General features: G+C 41.7%; 25 protein-coding genes and 1 pseudogene. 20 read left to right on the top strand and 6 right to left on the bottom strand.

Annotated features, from left to right (window positions below; genetic code table 11):
- The first annotated feature begins 67 nt into the window (after positions 1-67).
- From AC6CHU_RS05915 to AC6CHU_RS05905, 3 genes are all read left to right on the top strand, one after another.
- Positions 68-1,249 (top strand): ABC transporter substrate-binding protein, encoded by a 1,182-nt coding sequence (locus AC6CHU_RS05915; protein ID WP_159862852.1) that lies wholly within the window; start codon positions 68-70, stop codon positions 1,247-1,249.
- 170 nt (positions 1,250-1,419) lie between these two features.
- The gene (locus tag AC6CHU_RS05910) at positions 1,420-2,208 is read left to right on the top strand and encodes an ABC transporter ATP-binding protein (protein WP_061792213.1); all 789 of its coding nucleotides are present in this window, start codon (positions 1,420-1,422) and stop codon (positions 2,206-2,208) included.
- On the top strand, positions 2,208-3,380 hold the full coding sequence (locus AC6CHU_RS05905; protein WP_159862853.1) for a phenylacetate--CoA ligase family protein: 1,173 nt from the start codon (positions 2,208-2,210) through the stop codon (positions 3,378-3,380). The genes AC6CHU_RS05910 and AC6CHU_RS05905 overlap by 1 nt, the downstream gene beginning before the upstream one ends.
- A 210-nt stretch (positions 3,381-3,590) precedes the next feature.
- On the opposite strand, the gene AC6CHU_RS05900 is transcribed toward AC6CHU_RS05905, so the two are convergent.
- The 3 genes from AC6CHU_RS05900 to AC6CHU_RS05890 form a co-directional block, all read right to left on the bottom strand.
- Positions 3,591-3,800, bottom strand: a complete 210-nt coding sequence (locus AC6CHU_RS05900; RefSeq protein WP_159862854.1) for a hypothetical protein — start codon at positions 3,798-3,800, stop codon at positions 3,591-3,593.
- A gap of 88 nt (positions 3,801-3,888) precedes the next feature.
- A complete protein-coding gene (locus AC6CHU_RS05895) occupies positions 3,889-4,503 on the bottom strand; it encodes a class I SAM-dependent methyltransferase (RefSeq protein ID WP_159862855.1) in 615 nt (204 codons plus the stop codon).
- A 94-nt stretch (positions 4,504-4,597) separates the two neighbouring features.
- A complete protein-coding gene (locus tag AC6CHU_RS05890) occupies positions 4,598-5,395 on the bottom strand; it encodes a DUF169 domain-containing protein (protein WP_159862856.1) in 798 nt (265 codons plus the stop codon).
- 167 nt (positions 5,396-5,562) lie between these two features.
- Here AC6CHU_RS05890 and AC6CHU_RS05885 point away from each other — a divergent pair, with 167 nt between their 5' ends.
- From AC6CHU_RS05885 to AC6CHU_RS05875, 3 genes are all read left to right on the top strand, one after another.
- Positions 5,563-5,979 carry an SRPBCC family protein gene (locus AC6CHU_RS05885; RefSeq protein WP_498120705.1) on the top strand — a complete coding sequence of 139 codons (417 nt, stop codon included), beginning with the start codon at positions 5,563-5,565 and terminating at the stop codon, positions 5,977-5,979.
- The gene (locus AC6CHU_RS05880; RefSeq protein ID WP_498120703.1) at positions 5,979-6,302 is read left to right on the top strand and encodes an ArsR/SmtB family transcription factor; all 324 of its coding nucleotides are present in this window, start codon (positions 5,979-5,981) and stop codon (positions 6,300-6,302) included. The genes AC6CHU_RS05885 and AC6CHU_RS05880 overlap by 1 nt, the downstream gene beginning before the upstream one ends.
- Positions 6,303-6,419: 117 nt before the next feature.
- Entirely contained in the window at positions 6,420-7,790 is a 1,371-nt protein-coding gene (locus tag AC6CHU_RS05875; RefSeq protein ID WP_159862859.1) for an MATE family efflux transporter, read from the top strand.
- A gap of 129 nt (positions 7,791-7,919) precedes the next feature.
- Here AC6CHU_RS05875 and AC6CHU_RS05870 read toward each other — a convergent pair.
- Positions 7,920-8,548: pseudogene (locus AC6CHU_RS05870) on the bottom strand (flavodoxin family protein).
- Positions 8,549-8,680: 132 nt separating this feature from the next.
- On the opposite strand from AC6CHU_RS05870, the gene AC6CHU_RS05865 reads away from it, so the two are divergent.
- The 7 genes from AC6CHU_RS05865 (at position 8,681) to corA (ending at position 13,905) form a co-directional block, all read left to right on the top strand.
- Entirely contained in the window at positions 8,681-9,082 is a 402-nt protein-coding gene (locus tag AC6CHU_RS05865; RefSeq protein WP_159862861.1) for a VOC family protein, read from the top strand.
- A gap of 82 nt (positions 9,083-9,164) precedes the next feature.
- The gene (locus tag AC6CHU_RS05860; protein ID WP_159862862.1) at positions 9,165-9,620 is read left to right on the top strand and encodes a GNAT family N-acetyltransferase; all 456 of its coding nucleotides are present in this window, start codon (positions 9,165-9,167) and stop codon (positions 9,618-9,620) included.
- A 120-nt stretch (positions 9,621-9,740) separates the two neighbouring features.
- The gene (locus AC6CHU_RS05855; RefSeq protein ID WP_159862863.1) at positions 9,741-10,418 is read left to right on the top strand and encodes an NAD(P)H-dependent oxidoreductase; all 678 of its coding nucleotides are present in this window, start codon (positions 9,741-9,743) and stop codon (positions 10,416-10,418) included.
- A gap of 112 nt (positions 10,419-10,530) precedes the next feature.
- On the top strand, positions 10,531-11,472 hold the full coding sequence (locus AC6CHU_RS05850) for a hypothetical protein (RefSeq protein ID WP_159862864.1): 942 nt from the start codon (positions 10,531-10,533) through the stop codon (positions 11,470-11,472).
- Between the two features lie 17 nt (positions 11,473-11,489).
- Positions 11,490-12,299 carry a GNAT family N-acetyltransferase gene (locus AC6CHU_RS05845; RefSeq protein WP_159863031.1) on the top strand — a complete coding sequence of 270 codons (810 nt, stop codon included), beginning with the start codon at positions 11,490-11,492 and terminating at the stop codon, positions 12,297-12,299.
- A gap of 101 nt (positions 12,300-12,400) precedes the next feature.
- Positions 12,401-12,751: a GNAT family N-acetyltransferase gene (locus tag AC6CHU_RS05840; RefSeq protein ID WP_498120700.1), complete on the top strand. Its 351-nt coding sequence runs from the start codon at positions 12,401-12,403 to the stop codon at positions 12,749-12,751.
- Positions 12,752-12,948: 197 nt separating this feature from the next.
- Positions 12,949-13,905, top strand: coding sequence for a magnesium/cobalt transporter CorA (corA, locus tag AC6CHU_RS05835; protein WP_498120697.1), 957 nt, complete (start codon positions 12,949-12,951; stop codon positions 13,903-13,905).
- A gap of 71 nt (positions 13,906-13,976) precedes the next feature.
- On the opposite strand, the gene AC6CHU_RS05830 is transcribed toward corA, so the two are convergent.
- Positions 13,977-15,176, bottom strand: a complete 1,200-nt coding sequence (locus AC6CHU_RS05830; protein ID WP_159862866.1) for an iron-containing alcohol dehydrogenase — start codon at positions 15,174-15,176, stop codon at positions 13,977-13,979.
- A 282-nt stretch (positions 15,177-15,458) separates the two neighbouring features.
- Between AC6CHU_RS05830 and AC6CHU_RS05825 the strand changes: the two genes are divergently transcribed.
- From AC6CHU_RS05825 to zupT, 6 genes are all read left to right on the top strand, one after another.
- On the top strand, positions 15,459-16,397 hold the full coding sequence (locus tag AC6CHU_RS05825; protein ID WP_498120695.1) for a ring-cleaving dioxygenase: 939 nt from the start codon (positions 15,459-15,461) through the stop codon (positions 16,395-16,397).
- Positions 16,398-16,417: 20 nt separating this feature from the next.
- Complete coding sequence (locus AC6CHU_RS05820; RefSeq protein ID WP_498120693.1) at positions 16,418-17,020, top strand: alpha/beta hydrolase; 603 nt, start codon at positions 16,418-16,420, stop codon at positions 17,018-17,020.
- A gap of 111 nt (positions 17,021-17,131) precedes the next feature.
- Positions 17,132-17,743: an NAD(P)H:quinone oxidoreductase gene (gene wrbA / locus AC6CHU_RS05815; RefSeq protein WP_159862868.1), complete on the top strand. Its 612-nt coding sequence runs from the start codon at positions 17,132-17,134 to the stop codon at positions 17,741-17,743.
- Between the two features lie 60 nt (positions 17,744-17,803).
- A complete protein-coding gene (locus AC6CHU_RS05810; RefSeq protein WP_159862869.1) occupies positions 17,804-18,649 on the top strand; it encodes a pirin family protein in 846 nt (281 codons plus the stop codon).
- A 148-nt stretch (positions 18,650-18,797) separates the two neighbouring features.
- Entirely contained in the window at positions 18,798-20,150 is a 1,353-nt protein-coding gene (locus AC6CHU_RS05805; RefSeq protein WP_159862870.1) for a glycosyltransferase family 2 protein, read from the top strand.
- 248 nt (positions 20,151-20,398) lie between these two features.
- Positions 20,399-21,208, top strand: coding sequence for a zinc transporter ZupT (zupT, locus tag AC6CHU_RS05800; protein WP_159862871.1), 810 nt, complete (start codon positions 20,399-20,401; stop codon positions 21,206-21,208).
- A 45-nt stretch (positions 21,209-21,253) separates the two neighbouring features.
- Here the strand turns inward: zupT and AC6CHU_RS05795 are convergent, their stop codons facing one another.
- On the bottom strand, positions 21,254-22,120 hold the full coding sequence (locus tag AC6CHU_RS05795; protein ID WP_159862872.1) for a YitT family protein: 867 nt from the start codon (positions 22,118-22,120) through the stop codon (positions 21,254-21,256).
- A gap of 149 nt (positions 22,121-22,269) precedes the next feature.
- Between AC6CHU_RS05795 and AC6CHU_RS05790 the strand changes: the two genes are divergently transcribed.
- Entirely contained in the window at positions 22,270-22,803 is a 534-nt protein-coding gene (locus AC6CHU_RS05790) for a P-loop NTPase family protein (RefSeq protein WP_159862873.1), read from the top strand.
- Positions 22,804-22,826: the final 23 nt, after the last annotated feature.

Genomic DNA, 22,826 nt, shown 5'->3' with positions numbered 1-22,826 from the left:
GGTAATAATATCTGAAAATTTTGAAAGTAACTCTTTCAAATTTTTATAAAAAAAGAGGGGGAACATTATGAAGAAGGTTTGGAAAGGTTTATTGGCAGCAACATTAATGGCTGGAATGCTGGCTGGCTGTTCAGGAGGCTCCGAGGAAGCATCAGGTGACAAGAAAGGCGGCACTGTTAAAATCGGCGGTATTTTTGATCTTACTGGCGGTACCGGTGATGTTGGAACACCATATGCAGAAGGTGAAAAAGCTTTTTTTGAATCCATTGCAGGCGAGGAGATTAACGGCTATAAACTCGAATTAATTGGTGATGACTATGCTTATAAAATTCCGGAAGCCCAAAAACTATATCAGAAATTAAAATCAAAAGATAAAGTATCGGCCATTTTAGGATGGGGAACAGGGGACACAGAGGCCCTCCGCCAGCAGGTGGCTGCCGACAAGCTTCCATTCATTTCGGCATCATACTCAGAGAACCTGAAGAATATTGACGAAAGTCCATATAACTTCCTGGCTGCGGCATCATACTCCGATCAGGCAAGATCCGTACTTAAATGGATAAAAGACAACCACACAGGCGGCACACCGACTGTAGCTTTAATTTACAATGATACAGCTTTTGGAAAATCGCCAATTGAAGATGCCAAAAACTTTGCCAAGGAAAATGGCATTGAAATTGTAGATGAACAAATTGTCGACCTAAAAACCCTTGATGCAACATCCCAATTGCTGAACATGGAAAAGAAAAACCCTGATTATGCGATTATCAACCAAACCTGGGGTGCAACAGCAACCATTCTAAAAGATGCTAAAAAGCTTGGATTGGACACACAATTCATCGGTTTAAACTGGGCTACAGGTGAAGGCTTGCTTCCAATCGCCGGTGATGCGGCTGAAGGGTTTATCGGGGTGGTTACACATGCCTTCCCATATGAAGATCTGCCTGGAATGGAAGAAATCAAGAAGTACGTTGAAAGCAAGGGAGAAAAGCTGGAGGACAAGAACCAGAAATTTATCCAAGGGTGGGTGTCCGCCAAAATTATGGTCGAAGGCCTAAAGCTTGCTGAAGACCCGACTTCCGGCGAAGGCATCCGTGCCGGTCTGGAGAAGATTTCAAATCTGGATCTTGGCGGATTAGCCGCACCGGTTACTTTTTCTCCTGACAATCATGCTGGTACAAACCAAGTCCGCTTGGCAGAAGTGAAGAATGGCAAGTTTGAAGTGTTCACTGATTATATCGGCTACTAACATGATGGGGGCGAGGTTTTTACCCGCCTCCTGTTCGCTTTTAAAGGCCTGTTGTGAACTTTGCAAAAAAACTCGAAATTTGGCAAAGGAAGATGAAGATTCACAAACAAAGAACAATCCAGTATTTGACCTGGGAACGAAAATATAGAGATAACCGGGAGGGCAGATGTATGCTGACTATCAACAATGTAGAAGTGATGTACGATAAGGTCATCCTTGTATTAAAAGGGATGTCGATGGTGGTGCCAAAAGGGAAAATTGTTGCTTTGCTTGGAAGCAATGGTGCAGGGAAAACGACTACGCTCAAAGCGATTTCAGGCCTCCTGAAAAGCGAAAACGGTGAAGTCACGGATGGATTTATTGAGCTTTATGGAGAGCGCATTGATGTAAACGATGCGGAAACAATTGTAAAGAAAGGTATTTTTCAGTGCATGGAAGGAAGACGCGTGTTCAAGCACCTTTCTGTAGAGGATAACCTGATTGCAGGTGCGCATACCAGGAAAGACAGGAAGAATATTAAGAGTGATATCCAAAAAGTCTATCATTATTTTCCAAAGCTTGAAATGCTGAAGCACAGGCAGGCCGGTTACCTGTCAGGAGGCGAACAGCAAATGCTGGCCATCGGAAGAGGTATCATGGCAAAGCCTAAGGTGCTGCTGCTAGATGAACCTTCATTAGGACTGGCCCCGCTTTTAGTTAAAGAAATCTTTGGCATTATAAAGAAAATCAATGAAGAAGAGGGAACCACGATCCTGGTAGTGGAGCAGAATGCCAATGTTGCATTATCGATTGCCGATTATGGATACATCATGGAAAACGGCCGGATTGTGATGGATGGAACGGTGGACCGGCTTCTTTCCAATCAGGATGTACGTGAATTTTACCTTGGGATGGGGGATAAGGGACGGAAAAGCTATAAAGATATTAAATCTTATAAAAGAAGAAAGAGGTGGCTGTAATGGAAAAGCTGAAGGAAGTAATTCACCATGCATATGAAAATGCAAGCGGATTTAAAAGGCGGATTGAGGAAGCCGGTATTTCTCCAGGTGACATGCAAACCTTAAAAGACCTGGAAAAAATCCCAGTTCTTAAAAAAGACAGATTACCGGAATTGCAATCAGCAGACCAGCCTTTCGGGGGGTTCACAGCTGTAAAGCCATATGAAATGGAACGAATTTTTATGTCGCCGGGTCCGATTTACGATCCGCAGACGAATGGGAAAGATTTCTGGCGTTTCTCAGAAGCTCTTAAGACAGCGGGCTTTGGGAAGGGGGATATAGTCCAAAATACATTTTCCTATCATCTTTCACCAGCAGGCTTTATGTTTGACTCCGCCCTTCGTGAATTAGGAGCAACTGTCATTCCTGCCGGAACCGGGAATCGGGAGCTGCAGATTCAGGTTATGAAGGATGTCGGAGTGACCGGCTATGTGGGAACACCGAGCTTCTTTATCCTTTTGCTGGATGCCATCGCAGAAAAAGGATGGGAGACAGGAAAGGATATTGTCGTGAAAAAAGCGTTTTTCACTGCTGAAATGCTGACAGAACAAACGCGTAAAAGGTGTGAAGACAATGGAATTTCCGTATATGAAGGATATGGGACTGCAGATTGCGGTTGTCTAGCTTTTGAGGACAAATTGGGAACTGGACTGAGAATCACAGATTCTGCGATTGTTCAAATCTGTGACCCGCAGACTGGAGTGGAAGTGACAGATGGAGAAGGAGAAGTGGTTGTCACTCTATTTGATAAAAGCTACCCGCTTATCCGCTTTGGCACTGGCGACCTTTCCCGCTGGGTTAAAGGGTATGAAGGGAAAAGGATTGCGGGAGTGCTGGGGCGTGTGAGTGATGGTGTAAAAGTTAAAGGGATGTTTGTTAGAGAAAAACAGCTGTCACACTTCTTGAATGAAGCAGGGTATCCGGTTTATCAGGCTGTGGTAACAAATGAGCAGGGACAGGACCAGATTACGATTTTTATAGAATCTGAAAAAGGTTTAAACCCTGACCTTGCTTCAAAAGTCCAGAATGTGATCAGGGTTAAGCCGATAATTGAATTAACAGTGCCAGGTTCTATTAAAAGGGATGATAAGAAGCTGGTGGATAAGCGCAACTATGAATTAAAGAGGGTTTAATTAAGGGAGGCTGATTGAATCGCCCTTCTTTTTTTGGGAGAATTTGCGATGGTTAACTTTGATTAATGCCGAAAACGAGGTAGAGGAGGGGGAATGGCAATTAATCAGGAGGATTACTGCCGAAATGAAGTGAAGCAGAGGAAAGTGGTAGTTAATCAGAAGGAATAACGCCGAAACAAAAAAAGACCCCGAATATAAGGTCTTAAAATGCTATTTTTTCTCACAGCTAACAGGTGACCAAAAGCCATCTTTCTTTATCACTACCTCTTCAGCTTTATCAAAGTTATCAAAGCATTTCTCTATAATGAGTCTATTCGCTTGATCGTTTTTATGAATTTGGTTAAATACTAATCCGCCAATCGTTAGAATAGCGACACTTCCAACTATTGAGATAATCATATTTGTTTTATTTTTGTTCAACTATCGCTTCTCCTTTCGTATTTTTTAGTTGGTTTTCCTGCCAATGGGTATTATCTAAAGCAGCAATCCCCTAAGATAACAGCCTATCTCATTTAACAAAAATGGCGCCGTTATCAAGATTCTCACACTTCACCACCAGAAACAATCCTTTATAATAGGCAGTCACGTTCGTTATTTTCATGCCTGAATCTTGAATAGCCTGAAGTGTATTCCGGTTCAGGTGGCACCCGTCGCATATCCGCTTCCATAGAGGATTGAGGGCTTCCTGGGCAAATGCGAGAGCGGGCTGTTCCATTTTTACATGTTCAAAGAATAGTATTTTTGCCTGTGGCTTGCAGACCCGTCTGATCTCTGCGAGTGCTTTTTCAGGATTTGGAATTGTGCAGAACACCAGTGCGGCAACGGCAGAATCAAATGTATTGTCGGCGAATTCGAGTTTTTCAGCAGACTGCTGGTGAATTTGAATAGGAACTGCAGCCTCATATTTTCGAGGAAGTGATTTTTCAATCATAGCCTGATTCGGTTCAATTGCATCTACCCGGTCTGCATTTTTGTATAAGGGGAAGTTGATGCCTGTACCGGCTCCGATTTCGAGAACACGGCCGGAAGTCATGGTAAGAATCTCGCTTCTGATTTTCTGAAATTTTCTTTTTTCAAGAGGCTGCATGGCCAGATCATATAGGGATGGGAATAATTTGCTCAAAAATCCTCACTTCTCTCTTAATAGCCGTCTTTTTATTTTACCCTTTTCCCAAAATGAAACAGCCGGCACCTCTATTGGAGGAGCCAGCTCTTATTCAGGGAATGCTGTTAAACATCTCGTTAAGCTTCTCATATGTGTCAGGATATTTTGCCTCATACTGAAGGTAGGCAGGGACAGGGTAGCGCACACCGCCTTTGTGGGTTTGCTTTAATCCCTCTGCAAAATCATCCGCCATGGAAAAGGGGATGGTAAAGGCCATTTCGTGATCATGTGTCTGACCGAAGACCCGGTCCCCATAGCATGGCAGAATAACCTGCGGCTTACCGGATTGAATTGTCTTAATAACAATATCGGCGCAATCTGCCCGGGCTGTAAAAGTGGAAGTAATTTCGCCGCCCGTATGATAGAGTGCACCAGCCACCATTCGCATGACTTGTGCCGAATTTCCGTAAACAGTAATTACATCCGGTTCAAATGCAGCTCTCCCCAGAGGTGCCATCAGCACGGTCCCGGCTTCCTCTTTTGTAAACTTAGGTACCGCCGCTTCGGTTAATGCACCTAGATTACACGTTTTTGTATACATCCCATCTGTTAAATTTCCCTCTGAGTAATAATCCAGTTCTTCTTCAAATCCGAAAGCAATTTTAGCAATGGGGCATGATAAATCCTCTCTGCCCATGGCAACCGCCCAGCCATATCTTCTTGACATCGTCACTCCCTGGCAGATGCTGAATGTTTTGCCGAAGTCTTTTGCCGGCCGTTTTACTCTGTCAGGCAATGCCTCCTCCATTTTCATTACTTTAATAGCAAGCGGAAAGGTGTCGGGACGAACGTATGTATGAATTGCAGTTTCCAGGTCAGATAGCTTTTGGGCGTGAATGGCTTCCTGCATTAATAATCCCTCCTTAAGATATAATATGTATTCTGCAGATTATATCGATCAACCTGCATAACAGGGCATTTATTTTTGCAAACAGGAATTGACATGAAACCAAAAGGTTTTATATAATCCATATGAAACCAAAAGGTTGTATTTTATAGACGAAGGAGAATAAGAAAATGGAAACAATTCAGGATATTAAACAAACTGTAATACTCAATGCGCCTATCGAAAAAGTCTGGAAGAAAGTTTCAACACCAGAAGGAATCGAAGCGTGGTTTATGCCAAATGATTTTAAGGCTGAGGTTGGATATGAGTTCCATATTCAATCTCCTTTTGGCCCGTCACCTTGTAAGGTGACAGAACTGGATGAGCCAAACAGGCTTTCTTTTCAATGGGATACTGATGGATGGGTTGTATCTTTTATTTTAAAAGATTTAGGCGGGAAAACTGAATTTACGCTTATACATGGCGGATGGAAACAGCCGGGTGAATTGGTTGAAAAAGCCCAGCAGGATAGTGCGGTTATCCGTGAAAGAATGTTTCACGGGTGGACTGGAATTCTTGCGGAGCTTGGCAAGGCTGTTGAGGAATAATGGGTGCTCCTGCCAGGAAACATGATGTGTTTCAGGCAATCGCCGATCCTACGAGAAGAGAAGTTTTACGGCTGCTTGCTGAAAAAGAGCGCCCAATCTCAGAGATAAGCGCGCATTTTCCTATAAGCCGTACTGCCATATCAAAACATCTTCGTATTCTTTCTGAAGCTGATTTAGTAAAAGCGGAAAAAGCAGGCAGAGAAAGAATTTATCATCTTCAGCCTGAGCCGCTGACTGAATTAAAGGAATGGCTCTCCTTTTATGAGCAATTCTGGAGCAATAAGCTGCAAAAACTTAAATATATTGTTGAAGATGAAGATTGATTTCCGGAAAAAGAGCTGCCGAAGCTCTTTTTTCTTTTGAATGAAAAAGAGGTCTTTCTTTTTGAAAATATAATATAATATTATTTGTGTTTACTATTTTGTAAAGGAGTCTTGAGGATGTATCAGACGTTTTCTTTACAGGAGAAGTTCAGACAAATCACATTCATGCTGCTTCCTATCCTCATCACGCAGCTTGGCATGTTTGCAATGGGATTTTTTAATACAATTATGTCAGGACGGTATAATGCTGAGGCCCTTGCCGGAGTAGCGATTGGGACCTCCATTTGGAATCCCGTTTTTACCGGGCTCAGTGGAATATTGATGGCAGTATCCCCAATCGCAGCTCAAGCAATTGGAGAAAAAAAGAACAAAGAAGTTTTATCTATTGTAAAAAATGGCATCTTATTGGGATTTATCATTGCTTTTACAGTCATCCTTCTGGGATCGATATTGCTTGATCCGCTGCTTGAGATAATGAATCTGCCTGCTGGTGTGGAGGAAACGGCTCATGGATATCTAGTGGGTCTTAGCTTCGGGATCATTCCTTTATTCATATTTAATGTTTTAAGATCATTCATATACGCACTCGGCAAAACGGGAGTTGTCATGGTGATTTTATTCTGTTCACTTCCTATCAATCTCTTCCTGAATTATGTCCTGATTTTTGGCCAATGGGGATTTCCTGAATTAGGAGGTGCAGGAGGCGGTTATGCAACTTCTATTACTTATTGGTTTATCCTTGTCTTGACGGCATTAATTATCAAAACAAAGGCTCCTTTTTCAAGCTATGCCATTTTTAGCGGCATGAAGGGGTTTTCATGGGATAAATGCAAGGAAATCTTAAAGATTGGTGTACCCATGGGACTGTCAATCTTCTTTGAAACTAGTATGTTTGCCGCGGTGACCATTTTAATCAGTAAATTCAATGTCACAACTATTGCTGCATATCAGTCTGCATTAAACATTGTTTCCTTCCTGTATATGATTCCAATTAGTATTTCAATGGCGCAGACCGTGTTAGTCGGGTTTGAAGTGGGCGCAGGCAGGTATAAGGATGCAAAATCCTACAGCTGGCTGGGCATTTATCTTTCTGTTTTAGTAGCACTGTTCACAGGGATCCTGGTTGTCATTTTCCGCTATGAGGTTGCGGGCTTTTATTCTACTGATCAGGCGGTTATTGCCCTAACTGCCCATTTTCTGATTTATGCCCTGTTTTTCCAGATTTCCGATGCCATTCAGGCTACAGCACTAGCAGCATTAAGAGGATATAAAGATGTGAATATTTCTTTTATAATCACACTGGTTTCTTATTGGCTGATCTGCCTGCCCGCGGGTTATGTACTTGCACACTATACAGACCTTGGTGCAACTGGCTACTGGCTAGGCCTTACACTCGGGCTTCTTGCTGCAGGTGTTTGTCTATCAATTAGGCTCATGGTTATCCAGAAGAAAAAATTTAACATGGAAGAAATCAGGGAAGCCGGTTAATGACGTCTATCCGCTAATTGCGGTATGGACGGTTTTTTATATTTGCCTGTAAGGCGAGTTCGTCTAAAGTCATTGCAAAAAGAACCAGCAATTGAGGCCAATGCTGGTTCTTTTTGCTTGTTAATGTGACTAGCTTTTAACAATATTTCCTTCTGCTGGTATCGGGTGTGCTTTTAACTTCCGGGCAAAATGAATTAAATTATAAGCCATTATTTTGGCATGCTGTCTGGTGAAGTCATTTTCATAGCCTTTTGCTTCAATGAAGGATGGACCGGGGCCAGCCTCACCAACCCAATAGGTGTCAACGTTCGGCGGAATGGTAAATCCCATATGGGAGAGTGAATATATCACGGAACGTGCAACCTGTTTCGCGCCATCTTCATTGCCAGTCACCACTGCGCCGCCTACCTTGTTGTAATAAATATACTGTCCTTTTTCATTCGTCAGACCGCTTCCTCCATACAATCTCTCAATTACTTTAGTGGTAATGCTGCTTTGTTCGCCTAGCCAGATGGGAGAACCAAGAATAAGAATGTCTGCCTCTTCAACCTTCTTGAAGATATCTGGCCATTCGTCCTCCTGATCCACAGCTTCAGAAGTAATACCGTAGCCAATCCTAAAATCTGCCACTGTAATAACCTCTGTTTCCACTTCCGTTTTATCAAAAAATTTAAGAACCTCATCGATAAGTGCTCTGGTATTGGAAGGTTCACTGCTTTTTTTAGTGTACAGTTTAGGACTAATGCTTTAATTGACATGTGACATCCAACTCCCTTTACGATATTCACTACACTTAATTCCCTTTGCCGATAATTAAAAACAATGAAAATGAAGGAATAGAGAGAAATCCAGCGAAATACATAATTTGGTATAAGAATGGAGGGAAGGAAATGATTTATGAAATGACAGTGCAATTCCGGGTACTGGATATGAAAGAAGGGGTGTGGTGGTATGAAACATTGCTTAATAAAAAACCTGATTTCATTCCCCATGAAGGATTTGCGGAGTGGGAACTCATTAAAGGGTGCTGGCTTCAGATAGCAGTGGGTGCCCCAAGTATAGGAAGCGGTCCAGTCAGACTTGGTGTGCCTGATCTTGAAAAGGAACGTGAAAGACTAATCGCAGAATTAAAACTCACTCCATTTGAAATCCATTCAAGAGAAGGAGTCCCTGTTAAGTGGGCTACATTTTCAGATCCTTGGGGAAATAGAATTGGGCTTTTTGAATATATCGATAAGCATGAAAAGGAAACACAAATAAAAAAAGTAATTGAAAATAAACTGGGGAGTTGACTGCCATGGATCATCATTTTATAGAAAGAGAGGAAGGCTTTACCCTTCATTTTTTGCCAGAAAGGCCTAGGAATGAGGACATATGAAGATTCGAAAAATTGGCCATTCAGAGCCCCCTCCAATGCATCTTCTGCTATTGGCCGATCCTTCAATTGAATTTATTAAGGATTATATAATACGAGGAACTACATATGTCGCAGAATTTAATGAAGCAGCAGTCGGCGTGTATATCCTTCTTGACACAAGACCTGGGACCTGTGAGATTGTTAATATTGCTGTCGAGGAAAGATATCAGGGAGGGGGCATTGGCAGAAAACTTATACAGCATGCAATAGAGGCTGCTTCTCAAAGCGGGATTAAGACCCTTGAGATTGGAACTGGTAATTCCAGTATTGGGCAGCTTGCTCTTTATCAGAAATGCGGCTTTAAAATCACCGGAATCGATAAAAACTTTTTTGTACGGCATTACAAAGACGATATCCATGAAAATGGAATCCGCTGCCGGGATATGATCAGGCTGTCAATGGATCTGCAGTGAAAGTGCCCAAAGGGATTAAAATTAGGAGTAAAAGGGGCAGACTAAAAGCTGATTTCATGAAAGTTGTGCTGGCAATGTGTTACGTTTATATTAGATCAATCAGAGAAGGAGTGTTTGCATTTGCGTGAAAAGGAAGCTTTAAAGGAAGAAATATTGAATGCCTATCAATTCAGGCATGCGACAAAGGAATTTGATCCAAATAAAAAAATTCCCGAAGAAGATTTCAAGTTTATATTAGAGACAGGCCGTCTGTCACCAAGTTCATTTGGCTTTGAACCATGGCGTTTTGTGGTTGTTCAGAATCAGGAGCTCCGTGAGAAAATTAAAAATGCAGCCTGGGGAGCATTCGGTAAACTGCCTGAAGCCAGCCACTTTGTTTTAATCCTGGCAAGAACAAAAAATGATACTAAATATGACTCGCAGTATTTGAAGGATCATTTTAAAAATACTCTCGGGATGCCGGAAGAGATGATGGAGAAATATTTGCAGCGGATCGAGGAATTTCAGAAGTCCGATTTTGATCTTCTGGAAGGAGATCGGCCTCTTTTTGACTGGGCCTGTAAACAAAGCTACATCGCACTTGGGAATATGATGACCGCCGCTGCACAAATTGGCATAGATTCCTGCCCAATTGAGGGGTTTGACATTGAAAAAATGAATAAGCTGCTAAATGAGGAAGGCTTGCTTGAAGAAGGCAGCTTCGGGCTGTCGGTAATGTGTGCCTTTGGGTATAGAGTGAAGGATCCTAGGCCAAAAACACGCAGACCATTCGATGATATTGTAAAATGGATTGATTAGGAAAAGAGCATTAACTCTTTTCCTTTTTTTATTGTTTAAAAAAGGAAATTAAAAGTATGGCTAGAAGATCTTATTAGAAATCAATCGGCCTGTATAGGAAGGGAACTTATCTATGAAGATACCGAAGGAAAAATTTGAAAAGACAAGCAGATGGATAAAAAGAAATGCAAGGCCTCTGGAATCAGCCCTATGGTCTTATCATTTTGAGGATCGTAACGATGAAAGGGTAATAGAGTGTATTGAAGCGTTTCAGAATGAAGACGGAGGATTTGGACATGGCATTGAACCGGATTTCTGGTCACCTCATTCGTCACCAATGGCTTCCTGGGCTGCCGGACAAATTTTACTGGACATTGAAGCAAAGCCCGAGTTGAATGTAGTACAAAAACTAGTAAATTATTTAGAAAGCAGCTATATGCATGAGAAGTATATGTGGCCATCTGTGATGCCTTCTAACAATGACTACCCGCATGCTCCATGGTGGCATTGGACCGAGAATGTCCAGGACAATTGGTCTTATAATCCGAGCGCAGAGCTCGCCGGGTTTTTATTGCATTGGTCAGCACCTGGAAGCAGTGCTGCTGAAATAGGATGGAAAACCGTAAAAAGTGCAATTGACTATTTAATGAAAGCAGATGAGATGGATAGACATCAAATAAATAATTTTCAGCAGCTGGTTAAGCTGATGCCTGGGCAGGAAACTGAATTCGATTCAAGAATTCATTACTCGCTCAAGGAAACGGCTGAAAAAGTGAATGCACTTGCTTATCAAGCTGCCGGTAAGAGTAAAGCAGTATGGTCAGAAGGCTATGTAGCCACTCCATTGGATTTTGCTGAGCAGCCTGAGGACTTTCTTTCTATGGAATTTGGAACGTACATAAATGATAATCTTGATTTCTATATTGAGCAGCTTTCAAATGAAGGGACTTGGGACATTAACTGGAGCTGGGGACAATTTGAAAATGAGTTCCCGGTTGCACGCAATCATTGGAAAGGGATACTTGCAGTTAAACGATATAAAATATTGCATTCGTTTGGAAGACTTGACGATTAATAAATGAGGTGAGAATGATGAAACTAGTGATGAAAACGGACTTGGCTGTGAGGCTGGATCAGGCAGAGACTGATGTGCTGCACTCCAGATTGACGGCTATTCAAAATAGGGACGGAAATCCAATGGGCGTGGAAATTAAAAGAATTGGCAGGACAACAGCGTTTACTGCCAATAATATGCCGGGACCAGCCTTCAATCTTGTAAAAGGTTTCAGTGAAGCAGATGCAGAGGTCCTGGATCAATTAATAGATTTCTATCAGGAAAAAAGAATACCGGTTCGATTGGAGATCACCCCATCTAACGGATCATCAGAATTACTGAAGCTGCTTCACCAAAAAGGGTTCTATCAATGTGATTTCCATACCACTTTATATGCGGAAACATCAAGTCTGGAAGACACTCCGATACATGCCGATATTGATATACGCAGGATGCAAAGAAGCGACTTTCATCTTTTCGGTGAGCTATATACAAAGGGATTTGGCTTGCCTGGATTTCTAAGCCAGGGGATAGCTGAAAATAATGAAGTTCTTTATAACAATAAAAACTGGTTCTTTTACCTTGCCCTTGTAAACAATGAATCAGCTGGAATAGGGGTTGTTTATATCGAAGAGAGAACAGCGAGTCTTGCGGCTGCAGCTGTTTTGCCAGCTTTCAGGAACAGGGGGGTACATGGGGCGCTAATACAAGCCCGAATTTACCAGGCGATTACCAATAATTCCGAACTTGTGACTGGGCAGGCAAGGTTTGGTTCAGTTAGCCAGAACAATATGGAAAAAGCAGGTCTGAAAATTGGATATACAAAAGCGATTTGGACAAGGGAATAAACCCATGCAGGAAAGGGAGCTTCACATATATACCAGAGAGGCAGCTAATGAGGATATTCCTCATCTTGCCAGACTAATGGTATCCGGTATCAAGGGAGCAAATGGAAAAGAGGCTGAATGCCATTTTTTTACATCCTGATTACTATACAATAGTGGCTTGCTTGAAAGATAAAGTGATCGGAATGGCTGGATTCCATATTGGTCTTTTATATAATGCAGACGGCATTCATATCCGGATCATTGCCTTAGTTACAGATAAAGAGTACAGAGGAATCGGAGCAGGGAAGAAGCTGATGCAGGCTGTTGAACATTATGCAGAACAATTGGGGGCAGCAGCAATCGTTTTTAATAGCGGTAACAGAGCAGTACGCAAAAATGCACATCAATTTTATATAAGATTGGGTTTTCAGGCAAAGAGTACAGGCTTTGTGAAAAATCTTTCTTCCGTTTAAAAGAATTCGGGACTAGTAGGGCAGGCCAGGCGATTCAGCAACCTGGTTTCTTTGCTATCTATACATGTATCGATTCTACTTTTAAAAAAGAATAAGTTTAACATGTTCGGCTGAAGAGGTAAATATTAAATATCACCGATATTCTTCCTCAGAATGGGAAAAAATACGTTTTATGATGTACAGACTAGGAGACAATCATGATTAGAATACAAGCTGTTAATAAGAAAAATGAATTGAAGAATGATATTACTTTAGAGAGGCTGAAAGCGGAGTGGGAAAGTTATAAGTGGTTCTGGGTTGATTTTGATCAGCCAACCGAGACGGAGACAGCTGAACTTGAAAAGACTTTTCACTTTCATCCCCTGGCCATTGAGGATTGTGTAGTCAAACTTCAGCGCCCTAAAATGGACTATTATGAAGACTATAGCTTTTTTGTCACCCATAGCTTAAATCATATAAATGAGGATAAACAGGAGATTAACTTTTTTATCGGTTCTAATTACATAGTATCCTACCATCATGAATCATCCAGGGAAATGAATGATGTTTGGGAAAGGCTTAACTTAAGTAAGAAGATTAATAAGTGGGATCCTTATCTGGTTATGTACCATATCATTGATAAAATAGTGGATAATTACTTTCCCATTGTTTATCAGCTGGAAGATCGCCTGAGTCTCATTGAAGATAATCCTAACGATGAAACAATGGAAGAATTATTGGAGAAATTATTTGATATACGCCATCATTTATTGCAAATCCGGTATACAGTGATTCCAATGAGGGATTTAATCTATCGGGTCATTAATTCCCATAGGCTTAAGGGTGTCAAGGAAAGATACGAATATTTTGCAGATATTCATGACCACTTATTGAAATTAACTGAAATGATTGATGAAAACAGGGAATTGACGACTGATATCCGTGACAGTTATTTATCGATCAACTCCCACCAGACTAACCGGGTGATGAGAGTTCTTACCGTGATAACCACCATTTTCATGCCATTAACTTTTATAGCGGGCATTTATGGAATGAATTTTGAAAACATGCCGGAATTATCCTGGAAATATGGATATTTTGAAACTCTGTTATTAATGTTTATGATTGCCATGGGCATGTTTTGGTGGTTTAAGAGAAAGGGCTGGTTCAGATAATGTAGGGTATAAGGCAGAATGAATTTTAATATGCATCTGCCTTTTATTTGTGTTTTGAGCTATTGATAGTTCTATTCCTTTATCAATTGATACAGTGTTAACATATCATTTTTGCCGAAGATTTTCGGCACAGGGTACAAGGGATTGGCTTCCTTCAAGGCACGTTCAGCCATTAACGGAATGTCATTATCTATAATTCCGCTCACCCTTTGTGGAATCTCCATTTTATGGTTAAGGGCTTTTATGCTGCTGATAAAGCTTTTTGCATTTTCTCCATCTGAAGCTGCAGGATCACCAATACCTGCAGCTATTGCTAATTCAGCTAAAGGTTCCCAGACTGTCTCTCCGTAATACTCCAGTACATAAGGAAGAATGACGGCATTAGCCAAACCGTGAGGGACCGAATAAAATCCTCCCAGCGTATGGGCGATAGCATGAACATTGCCGACATATGATCGCGTAAAAGCCAGTCCTGCAAGATATGCAGCCTTTTGCATGCTGGCTCTTGCATCCAGGTTTTCTCCATTCACATATGTTTCGTAAAGATTATCGTAAATCAGCCTGACTGCATCAATACTGAATTTTCTGGTCTCTGCAGTCGTGCTTCTCCCAATGTACGCTTCTATGGCATGAGTCATTGCATCCATACCGGTTGCAGCTGTGATATGAGGCGGCAGCTTAATGGTAATCAATGGATCAAGAACGGCATAATGAGGGATTAAGTTCAAATCAATGATTGCGTATTTCTCATGTGACCGGCTGTCCGTAATGACCGCTGCAACAGTGGCTTCACTTCCAGTGCCTGCTGTAGTCGGAACGGCAAAAAGGGGAGGGAGAGCTTTTCTGACCTTAAATTGGCCTTTCATTTGCGGAATGCTTTTCTCAGGCCTCACAGCTCTGGCACCAACGCCTTTAGCACAATCCATTGGCGAACCCCCGCCAAATGCAAGAATACCCTGGCAATTTTTCTTGATATATACCTCAAGTGCTTCTTCAATATTACTAATTGTTGGATTAGGAATGGTCTTATCATAAATATGGTATTCAATATTTCTTTTCTGTAAACTTAATAGCAAACCATCCATCAGGCCAAGAGCAGTGATGCCGCTGTCAGTGACAATCAAAATTCTGCTGATTTCTTTCTGTTTAATTATATCCGGCAGTCTGTCCAGGCTATTGGGTCCTTCGATTAACTCCGGTTCCCGCCATGGCAGAAAAGGGGATAGCAGCTTGTAGGTTTTCTGGTATATTCGGCAGTATGCATTGTACATATTCTTACCTCCGTTTATTTGTCGGAAGATTCTAATAATATAATTCATATATTCCTTTATGTTTAAGAAGATGTCAATATGCTGAATCAACTAGGATAGATCTAACTTCGTTACTGTTTCTGAAAGATTGACATTAGTAAATATGTATTTTATAATTATCTCGAATTCAAGATAAATCATTTCGAAGTAACAAGCTTAATTATCTTGAATTAATAATATTCGACTTAAAATGAGTTTCATAGATTGAATTCTGGTTACATTAAAGAAGAAGAGGTGTTAAAAGTGAACAGAAAAACCAGTGGAATCCATCATATAAGCGCAATCGTCGGCCATCCGCAGGAAAATGCCGATTTCTATGCAGGCGTATTAGGTTTAAGGATGGTCAAACAGACTGTGAATTTTGATGACCCGGGCACTTATCACCTGTATTTTGGCAATAAGGAAGGGAAGCCAGGAACCATCATCACCTTCTTCCCATGGGCCAATGCCTTACGGGGAGTCATTGGGGATGGCCAGGTTGGGGTCACCTCCTATGCTATTCCAAAAGATGCCCTTGAATTCTGGAAGGACCGGTTGGCGAAATTTAAAATCTCTTACACAATCGAAAAAAGATTCAGTGAAGAATCAATAAGATTTCATGATCCGCATGGTCTCGTATTAGAAATGGTTGAAAGAGATGAGGGTGAGCCAAATACTTGGTCATTTGCAGGCATCACTCCTGATGTTGCAGTTAAAGGCTTTGCAGGGGCCATTCTTTATTCATCCCAGCCGGAACAAACAGCACATCTGCTCGAAAAAGTAATGGGTATAGAGCGAATGGGGGAAGAGGGAGAAATGATCCGATTCAAATCCTCAGCAGAAATCGGCAATGTCATAGATCTGAAAAAGACCACCGGCAAGCGTGGAAAGATGGGTGTCGGCACTGTCCATCATATCGCCTGGCGGGCAGAAGATAACCAGGCCCAATTGGAGTGGCAGGAATATGTGAGGTCCAATGGTTATGGAGTAACTCCAGTAAAGGATCGGAAATATTTTAATGCTATTTATTTTCGGGAGCATGGGGAGATTCTTTTTGAAATTGCAACGGACCCGCCAGGATTTGCGCATGATGAATCGTCCGGAAAAATGGGTGAAAAGCTGATGCTGCCTGAACAATATGAGACTATGCGAAGTCGCATCGAGCGAAAATTAATTCCTATTAAAGTCAGGGAACTGGAATAAACCTTAGAGAGGAAGATACGATGAAACACATATTTCAAAAAGGAAAGAATTCTTTAAAGCCTGTATTATTGCTGCTTCACGGAACGGGAGGAACAGAAACTGACCTGCTTCCGCTTGCAAGTCATATAGATCCGGATGCTTCTGTTCTTAGTGTGCGCGGTAATGTGCTGGAAAATGGGATGCCGAGATTTTTCCGCAGACTGGCAGAAGGTGTCTTTGATGAAAAAGATCTGATTTTCCGCACGAAAGAGTTGAACGATTTCTTAAATGAAGCTGCCCAAAATTACGATTTTGACCGTGAAAACATCGTGGCAATTGGCTATTCAAATGGAGCTAATATTGCAGGAAGTTTATTATTCCATCATGAGAACGCTTTAAGAGCGGCCATTTTGCACCATCCGATGGTTCCAAGGCGAGGTGTTAAACTGCCTGATCTTAGCGGAACATCCGTATTTATAGCAGCCGGAACCAATGATCCCATTTGTCCCGCAGAAGAATCCACTGATTTACAGTCTTTATTGGAAAGCGCTGGAGCGAAGGCAGAACTTCACTGGGAAAATTTTGGACACCAATTAACTATGGGTGAAGTGGAGGCTGCTGCCCGCTGGTATAAACAAATATAATGATTGTTATTAAAGTGTATGAAAAGGGAAGAGGATGAAAGAATAGGGAGTGCTGTTATGGGAATCCTATCAAGGTTATTTGGAAATTCAACCAAAAAGGAGACGATTAACATGGAAGACGTAAAATTGGCGGTCATTTTTTACAGCATGGGCGGAACAAACTACCAATTGTCTAAGTGGGCGGAGGAAGGCGGCAAAGAAGCTGGTGCGGAAGTAAAAGTGTTTAAGGTCCCGGAACTGGCACCTCAATCTGCCATTGAAGGCAATCCAGCATGGAAAGCAACTATTGAAGCGACAAAGGATGTCCCTGAAATTAAGCCTGACGATCTTGAATGGGCAGACGCCATCATATTCAGTGTACCTACCCGTTTCGGAAATATGCCTTCCCAAATGAAGCAGTTCCTTGATACAACCGGAGGTCTCTGGGCAAAAGGAAAGCTTATGAATAAGGCAGTAAGTGCAATGACATCAGCTCAAAATCCGCATGGAGGCCAGGAAGCAACGATTCTGTCTCTTTACACTACAATGTATCACTGGGGAGCGATTGTGGCTGCTCCTGGCTACACCGATCCGGTTCTTTTTGGAGCAGGCGGCAATCCATATGGAACAAGCGTAACAGTTGATCAGGATGGAAAAATGATTGAAGATGTGAAGGAAGCTGTTAAGCATCAGGCGAAAAGAACTGTCACAGTTGCCAGCTGGATTAAAAAAGGTAACCAATAATTAAAGAGGGAGCAATTGTTTTTGCAGTTGCTCCTTTTCAAATATAGGGAGAGGTGGCATATGGTGAATAAAAGAAATACCAAACGGGCTATTGCTTCAGTCAGGAATGTGACATTGCAGGAGCACAGTCCCATCCATGCAGCAGGACCTGTAATAGAACCGGGAAATTGGGAGAAGTATGATCCCTTTCTGCTGATGATGGAAGATAAATTTCAAAAAGGAGCGTTTGACGTTCATCCCCATCGCGGAATTGAGACAGTCACTTATGTTATTAAAGGAGCCATTGAGCACTATGACAGTCATTCCGGTGAGGGCGGTGTATTAGGGCCAGGAGATGTCCAATGGATGACAGCTGGCAGCGGGGTTGTTCACAATGAAGTGCCGTCAGAAGGAATAACTGCCCATTCGCTGCAGCTGTGGATCAATCTTCCGCGGGAGAAGAAAATGACTTCACCAAGATATCAAAACCTCAAAGGCAGTGACGTACCTGTCTGGGAGGAAGAGGGTGCTGTTATTAAGGTCTTCTCTGGTTCCTCCAAGGGTGTTGTATCTCCAACCTTAAATCATGTGCCTGTCACAATGGTTGAAGTAAGGATAGAAAAAGGCGCTAAAGTTTCACTGGACCTGCCTGGGAGCTACAAAGGCTTTATTTATATTATAGAGGGCAGCGGGATTTTTGGGGAAAATGGTGTTCAAGGGGCCAATAGCCAGGTCCTTGAATTGGAACATGGCGGAAACGGTGAAAGTGAAATAGCCGTTAAAGCCGAAGAGCCTATGCGGTTTCTGCTGTATGCAGGCGATCCGGTCAAAGAGCAGGTTGTGGCACGTGGACCGTTTGTTATGAATACAGAAGAAGAAATACGGACCGCTTATAGAGAATATATGAATGGGACCTTTCTAAAATAAGATACGGGTGAGGAGCAGTCTATGGCTGCTCTTATTTCTTGATATAAATGCAGACATTCTGCCTGGTAATCTAGTATAAATTACCAGGTTACTTCACTACAATAATCATATATTTTTAAATTAACTATATTATTTTGAAGGTGAGCCAATGCAGCCAAGTCTAACACCCATCAAGCCGATAGCAAGGCGTGAGAGAAAGAAGTTATATGTCTCTATTAATAAAAAGTTTGTATTCAGTCACCTCGTTTCAGCACTTTGGATGGTTTTTTCTATTTATCTATCATTGCCTTGGCTGAAGGATTTATCAGAAATAGTCACTCTCCCGATCAGCATTTTTATTATTGGCGGTATTGCTTATGTACCGGGCTATATGAATGCCTTTATGGTAATGAGCCTGCTTTTGGACAGGCAGCCATCTTTTAAAAATGCTGATCCTGATAAGGAAGTGACAATGCTTATAGCTGCCTTCAATGAAGAGAAAACAATCTTTCAAACGTTAAGCTATGTGGCAAGTCAGGATTATCATGGGAAAATTAAGGTCATCGTTATAAATAATGGTTCTGCTGACCATACTCACCGTGAAGTAGAAAGAGCTCAAAGGGAGCTTAATCTTACGATTGATATTTTGAATGAACCTAAGGCCGGAAAATTCAATGCATTAAATAGAGGTCTTGAGCATGTGACAACAGAATATGTAATCACACTGGATGCAGATACACTGCTGCATCCTTCAGCAGTCCGCTTTTTAGTATCACGCATGGAAAGCAGTCCCGAAGAGGTAGGCGCGGTGGCAGGCTCCATGCTTGTACGTAATAGCCGGGAAAACCTCCTGACTAAAACACAAGAGTGGGACTATTACCTGGGAATCGCATCAATAAAAAGACTGCAGGGGTTATATCAGGGAACACTGGTTGCTCAAGGGGCTTTCAGTTTATACAAAGCTGACTCAGTCCGTCAGGTAAATGGCTGGCCTGATGCCATTGGCGAAGATATTGTATTAACTTGGAGGCTGCTGCAAATAGAATGGAAGGTATATTTTGAACCGCTGGCTGTTGCTTTTACCGAGGTTCCTTCTTCTTTATCTCACTTTGCCAAGCAAAGATCGAGGTGGGCAAGGGGAATGATAGAAGGACTGAATGAAATCAAGCCATGGAAACAGCCTCAAATCTACACAAAATATTTAACAGGGGTTAATCTGATAATGCCGTATTTAGATATGGTTTATACATTCTTCTGGATTCCGGGATTAATTCTTGCGTTCTTCGGTTATTTCTGGATTGTTGGCCCAACGACCTTGTTTGTGCTGCCGCTTACGATTTTAAGCTACGGTATTTTATATTTGTATCAAAAGCATTATGTGTTTAAAAATTTGAATCTGAAAGTCAGAAAAAATGTATTAGGATTTTTTACATTCATCCTTTTCTATCAAATGATCATGTCACCCATATCGGTCTTTGGATACATACAGGAGTTATTTAAATTAAAGCGTGTCTGGCAATGAACCTTCGCCCTGATTAAAGGAGAAGGTTTTTAATTTATATATGCACATTTTCCTCAATCCCTCTTATAATATGGAAGAAAAAACAATCGAATAGTCCTTTTTTATTGCTTTTGGTTTGGGTTGAAGATAAAATGTTTACCAAAGTAAACTTTTTAAGTTAGGCGCATATACTTATTGATATATATTTTTTTTATGCAAAAGTTGCCCTGGAGAAACTTTTTGGCAATAGAGAAAAAGGAGAGAGTGAAATGTCGCAGGAAGTATTATTTGCATTGGGTCTTACTTTGTTTGCAGGCTTAGCGACAGGTATTGGCAGTTTAATGGCTTTCTTTACTTCTAGAACGAATACGAAGTTTTTATCATTGGCACTTGGCTTTTCCGCAGGTGTAATGATTTATGTCTCCATGATAGAAATCTTTGTAAAAGCCAAAGATGCGCTTGTAGGAGCATTAGGGGAAGTTAGCGGCAACTGGGCAACTGTCGGAGGTTTTTTTGGAGGGATCCTTCTTATAGCATTAATTGACCGGTTTATACCTAAAAAGGATAATCCCCATGAAGTAAGAACAGTAGAAGAAATGAATGATTCCGGCAATGCCGTCCAGGACCCGGCACTCTTGAAAATGGGGACGTTTGCGGCATTGGCGATAGCGATTCATAATTTCCCTGAAGGAATTGCAACGTTTACTTCTGCACTCCAGGATCCTTCGCTTGGCATCGCCATTGCGGCGGCCATTGCCATTCATAACATACCAGAGGGAATTGCGGTTTCAGTTCCTGTCTATTATGCCACAGGAAGCAAGAAGAAGGCTTTTAAGCTCTCATTTTTATCAGGACTGTCAGAGCCTATTGGTGCAGTAGTAGCTTACTTGATCTTAATGCCATATTTAAATGATGTCATGTTTGGTGTCATTTTTGCTGCAGTTGCCGGGATCATGGTATTCATTTCTCTTGATGAATTATTGCCGGCTGCCAAGAAGTATGATGAGGCCCATACCTCCATTTATGGGCTTGTGGCAGGGATGGCTGTCATGGCGCTCAGTCTGCTGCTGTTCATATAACAAAAAAAGCAGTCCCGCACAGCAGTGTGTGCAGGGACTGCTTTTTTAGTGCGCAGTGCCTTTTTCAAAATTACTGCCGCTGACATCGGCAATATTTTCAATTGCCACTAATGCTCCAGGATCAATCTCTTCCACAATGGAACGGAGCGTTGACAATTCAATCCGTGTTACGATTGTATAAATAATCTTTTTGGGCTCTCCAGAAAAAACACCCTGTCCCTGAATATAGGTCATTCCGCGCCCCAATTGCTTTTGGAGTTCGGCAGAGATTTCTTCAGGCACATCAGAAATGATTGTAACCGACTTCAGCTCTTCCATACCTTCCACAACGATATCAATCATTTTGTAAGCAATATAATAGGTGATAATGGAGTACATGGCTGTTTCCCAGCTGAACACGAGGAAAGCTGCAAGAATAAAGATAAATACGTTGACAATCATGATAAATTGGCCAACAGATACCGGACGTTTCTTGCTGACCAGGATGGCGATAATCTCTGATCCATCCAAAGCTCCGCCAGTTCTGATCACAAGGCCAACCCCTGTTCCAAGAATCACTGCTCCAATGATGGTTGCCAGAAATAAATCATTTGTAATAGGCTCAAAATGATGGAGATATGCGGTACTTGCGGATAATACAATAACACCGAATAAGGTATGTATCGTGAATTTCATTCCTATCTTGCGGTAGCCAATATAAAGAAATGGCAGGTTTAGAATAATTAAGAATATACTCATGGTTTTCCCGGTCAGCTCTGCAGCAATTATGGATAGACCGATTATCCCGCCATCAAGAATGCTGTTGGGAACGAGGAAAAGCTCAAGTCCTGCTGCTGCAATCATCGCACCTATTGTGATCATGATGAGCTGTTTTACCTCTTTTATTACCCGTTTTTTCTTTGTCATTGCCATATAATCATGCCCCTCATTTTAAAATACTTACATATTATAGCACTTATCAGGGTGAATTTTTAAGTGAGAAATACTTTGGCTTTAAAAGAGGGAATTAAAGTACATATATTGAATGTATTGAAGCGGAAACGGCGAGGGAAGGTGATTATTTGAAAAGAATAATGGTGATGGGGGCATCGGCAGGCGCAGGGAAATCAACCTTCGCCAGAAAACTGGGTAAGAAAACAGGCATAGAGGTTTATCATCTGGATGTTTTATATTGGAAGCCCGGCTGGGTGGAAAGCGGACTTCAGGAATTTTCGGATGCACAGCATGAAATAGTGAAAAGAAGGCAGTGGATTATGGAAGGTAATTATACCAGCACTTTGGAAATCAGGGCAGCTGCATGCGATTCAGTCATTTATCTTGACCTTCCCCTGTATATTTGTCTGTACAGAGTAGTAAAAAGGTGGCTGATCAACCTGGGCAAAACAAGGCCAGATATGGCAGCCGGGTGCAGGGAAAAGCTGGACTGGAAGTTTATTAAATTCATTGTGACTACATATAAGCGCCGCAAAAAAGAAATGGCTGAAAGGCTCTCTCAATTTAAAACAGAAGGGAAAAAGGTTATAGTACTGAAAAACACTAGGGATATTGATTCTTTCCTGAATAATTTAGATGGCAGGACTGATAAAGCTTTATAAAAACCCCTGCACTATGGCAGGGG

The sequence above is a fragment of the Cytobacillus sp. GQ23 genome (assembly GCF_059758675.1).
The sequence above is the reverse complement of the archived record's forward strand: the minus strand, read 5'-3'. Positions and strand labels throughout refer to the sequence as shown.

Excerpts from the sequence above, each read along its gene's own strand:
- AC6CHU_RS05865 (WP_159862861.1), top strand. The coding sequence starts at position 8,681 with ATGATTTATGAAATGACAGTGCAATTCCGGGTACTGGATATGAAAGAA.
- AC6CHU_RS05915 (WP_159862852.1), top strand. The coding sequence starts at position 68 with ATGAAGAAGGTTTGGAAAGGTTTATTGGCAGCAACATTAATGGCTGGA.
- AC6CHU_RS05860 (WP_159862862.1), top strand. The coding sequence starts at position 9,165 with ATGAAGATTCGAAAAATTGGCCATTCAGAGCCCCCTCCAATGCATCTT.
- AC6CHU_RS05890 (WP_159862856.1), bottom strand. The coding sequence starts at position 5,395 with ATGCAGGAAGCCATTCACGCCCAAAAGCTATCTGACCTGGAAACTGCA.
- wrbA (WP_159862868.1), top strand. The coding sequence starts at position 17,132 with ATGGAAGACGTAAAATTGGCGGTCATTTTTTACAGCATGGGCGGAACA.
- AC6CHU_RS05840 (WP_498120700.1), top strand. The coding sequence starts at position 12,401 with ATGGAAAAGAGGCTGAATGCCATTTTTTTACATCCTGATTACTATACA.
- AC6CHU_RS05875 (WP_159862859.1), top strand. The coding sequence starts at position 6,420 with ATGTATCAGACGTTTTCTTTACAGGAGAAGTTCAGACAAATCACATTC.
- corA (WP_498120697.1), top strand. The coding sequence starts at position 12,949 with ATGATTAGAATACAAGCTGTTAATAAGAAAAATGAATTGAAGAATGAT.
- AC6CHU_RS05845 (WP_159863031.1), top strand. The coding sequence starts at position 11,490 with ATGAAACTAGTGATGAAAACGGACTTGGCTGTGAGGCTGGATCAGGCA.
- AC6CHU_RS05820 (WP_498120693.1), top strand. The coding sequence starts at position 16,418 with ATGAAACACATATTTCAAAAAGGAAAGAATTCTTTAAAGCCTGTATTA.
- zupT (WP_159862871.1), top strand. The coding sequence starts at position 20,399 with ATGTCGCAGGAAGTATTATTTGCATTGGGTCTTACTTTGTTTGCAGGC.
- AC6CHU_RS05830 (WP_159862866.1), bottom strand. The coding sequence starts at position 15,176 with ATGTACAATGCATACTGCCGAATATACCAGAAAACCTACAAGCTGCTA.
- AC6CHU_RS05850 (WP_159862864.1), top strand. The coding sequence starts at position 10,531 with ATGAAGATACCGAAGGAAAAATTTGAAAAGACAAGCAGATGGATAAAA.
- AC6CHU_RS05905 (WP_159862853.1), top strand. The coding sequence starts at position 2,208 with ATGGAAAAGCTGAAGGAAGTAATTCACCATGCATATGAAAATGCAAGC.
- AC6CHU_RS05795 (WP_159862872.1), bottom strand. The coding sequence starts at position 22,120 with ATGGCAATGACAAAGAAAAAACGGGTAATAAAAGAGGTAAAACAGCTC.
- AC6CHU_RS05805 (WP_159862870.1), top strand. The coding sequence starts at position 18,798 with ATGCAGCCAAGTCTAACACCCATCAAGCCGATAGCAAGGCGTGAGAGA.
- AC6CHU_RS05880 (WP_498120703.1), top strand. The coding sequence starts at position 5,979 with ATGGGTGCTCCTGCCAGGAAACATGATGTGTTTCAGGCAATCGCCGAT.
- AC6CHU_RS05810 (WP_159862869.1), top strand. The coding sequence starts at position 17,804 with ATGGTGAATAAAAGAAATACCAAACGGGCTATTGCTTCAGTCAGGAAT.
- AC6CHU_RS05910 (WP_061792213.1), top strand. The coding sequence starts at position 1,420 with ATGCTGACTATCAACAATGTAGAAGTGATGTACGATAAGGTCATCCTT.
- AC6CHU_RS05885 (WP_498120705.1), top strand. The coding sequence starts at position 5,563 with ATGGAAACAATTCAGGATATTAAACAAACTGTAATACTCAATGCGCCT.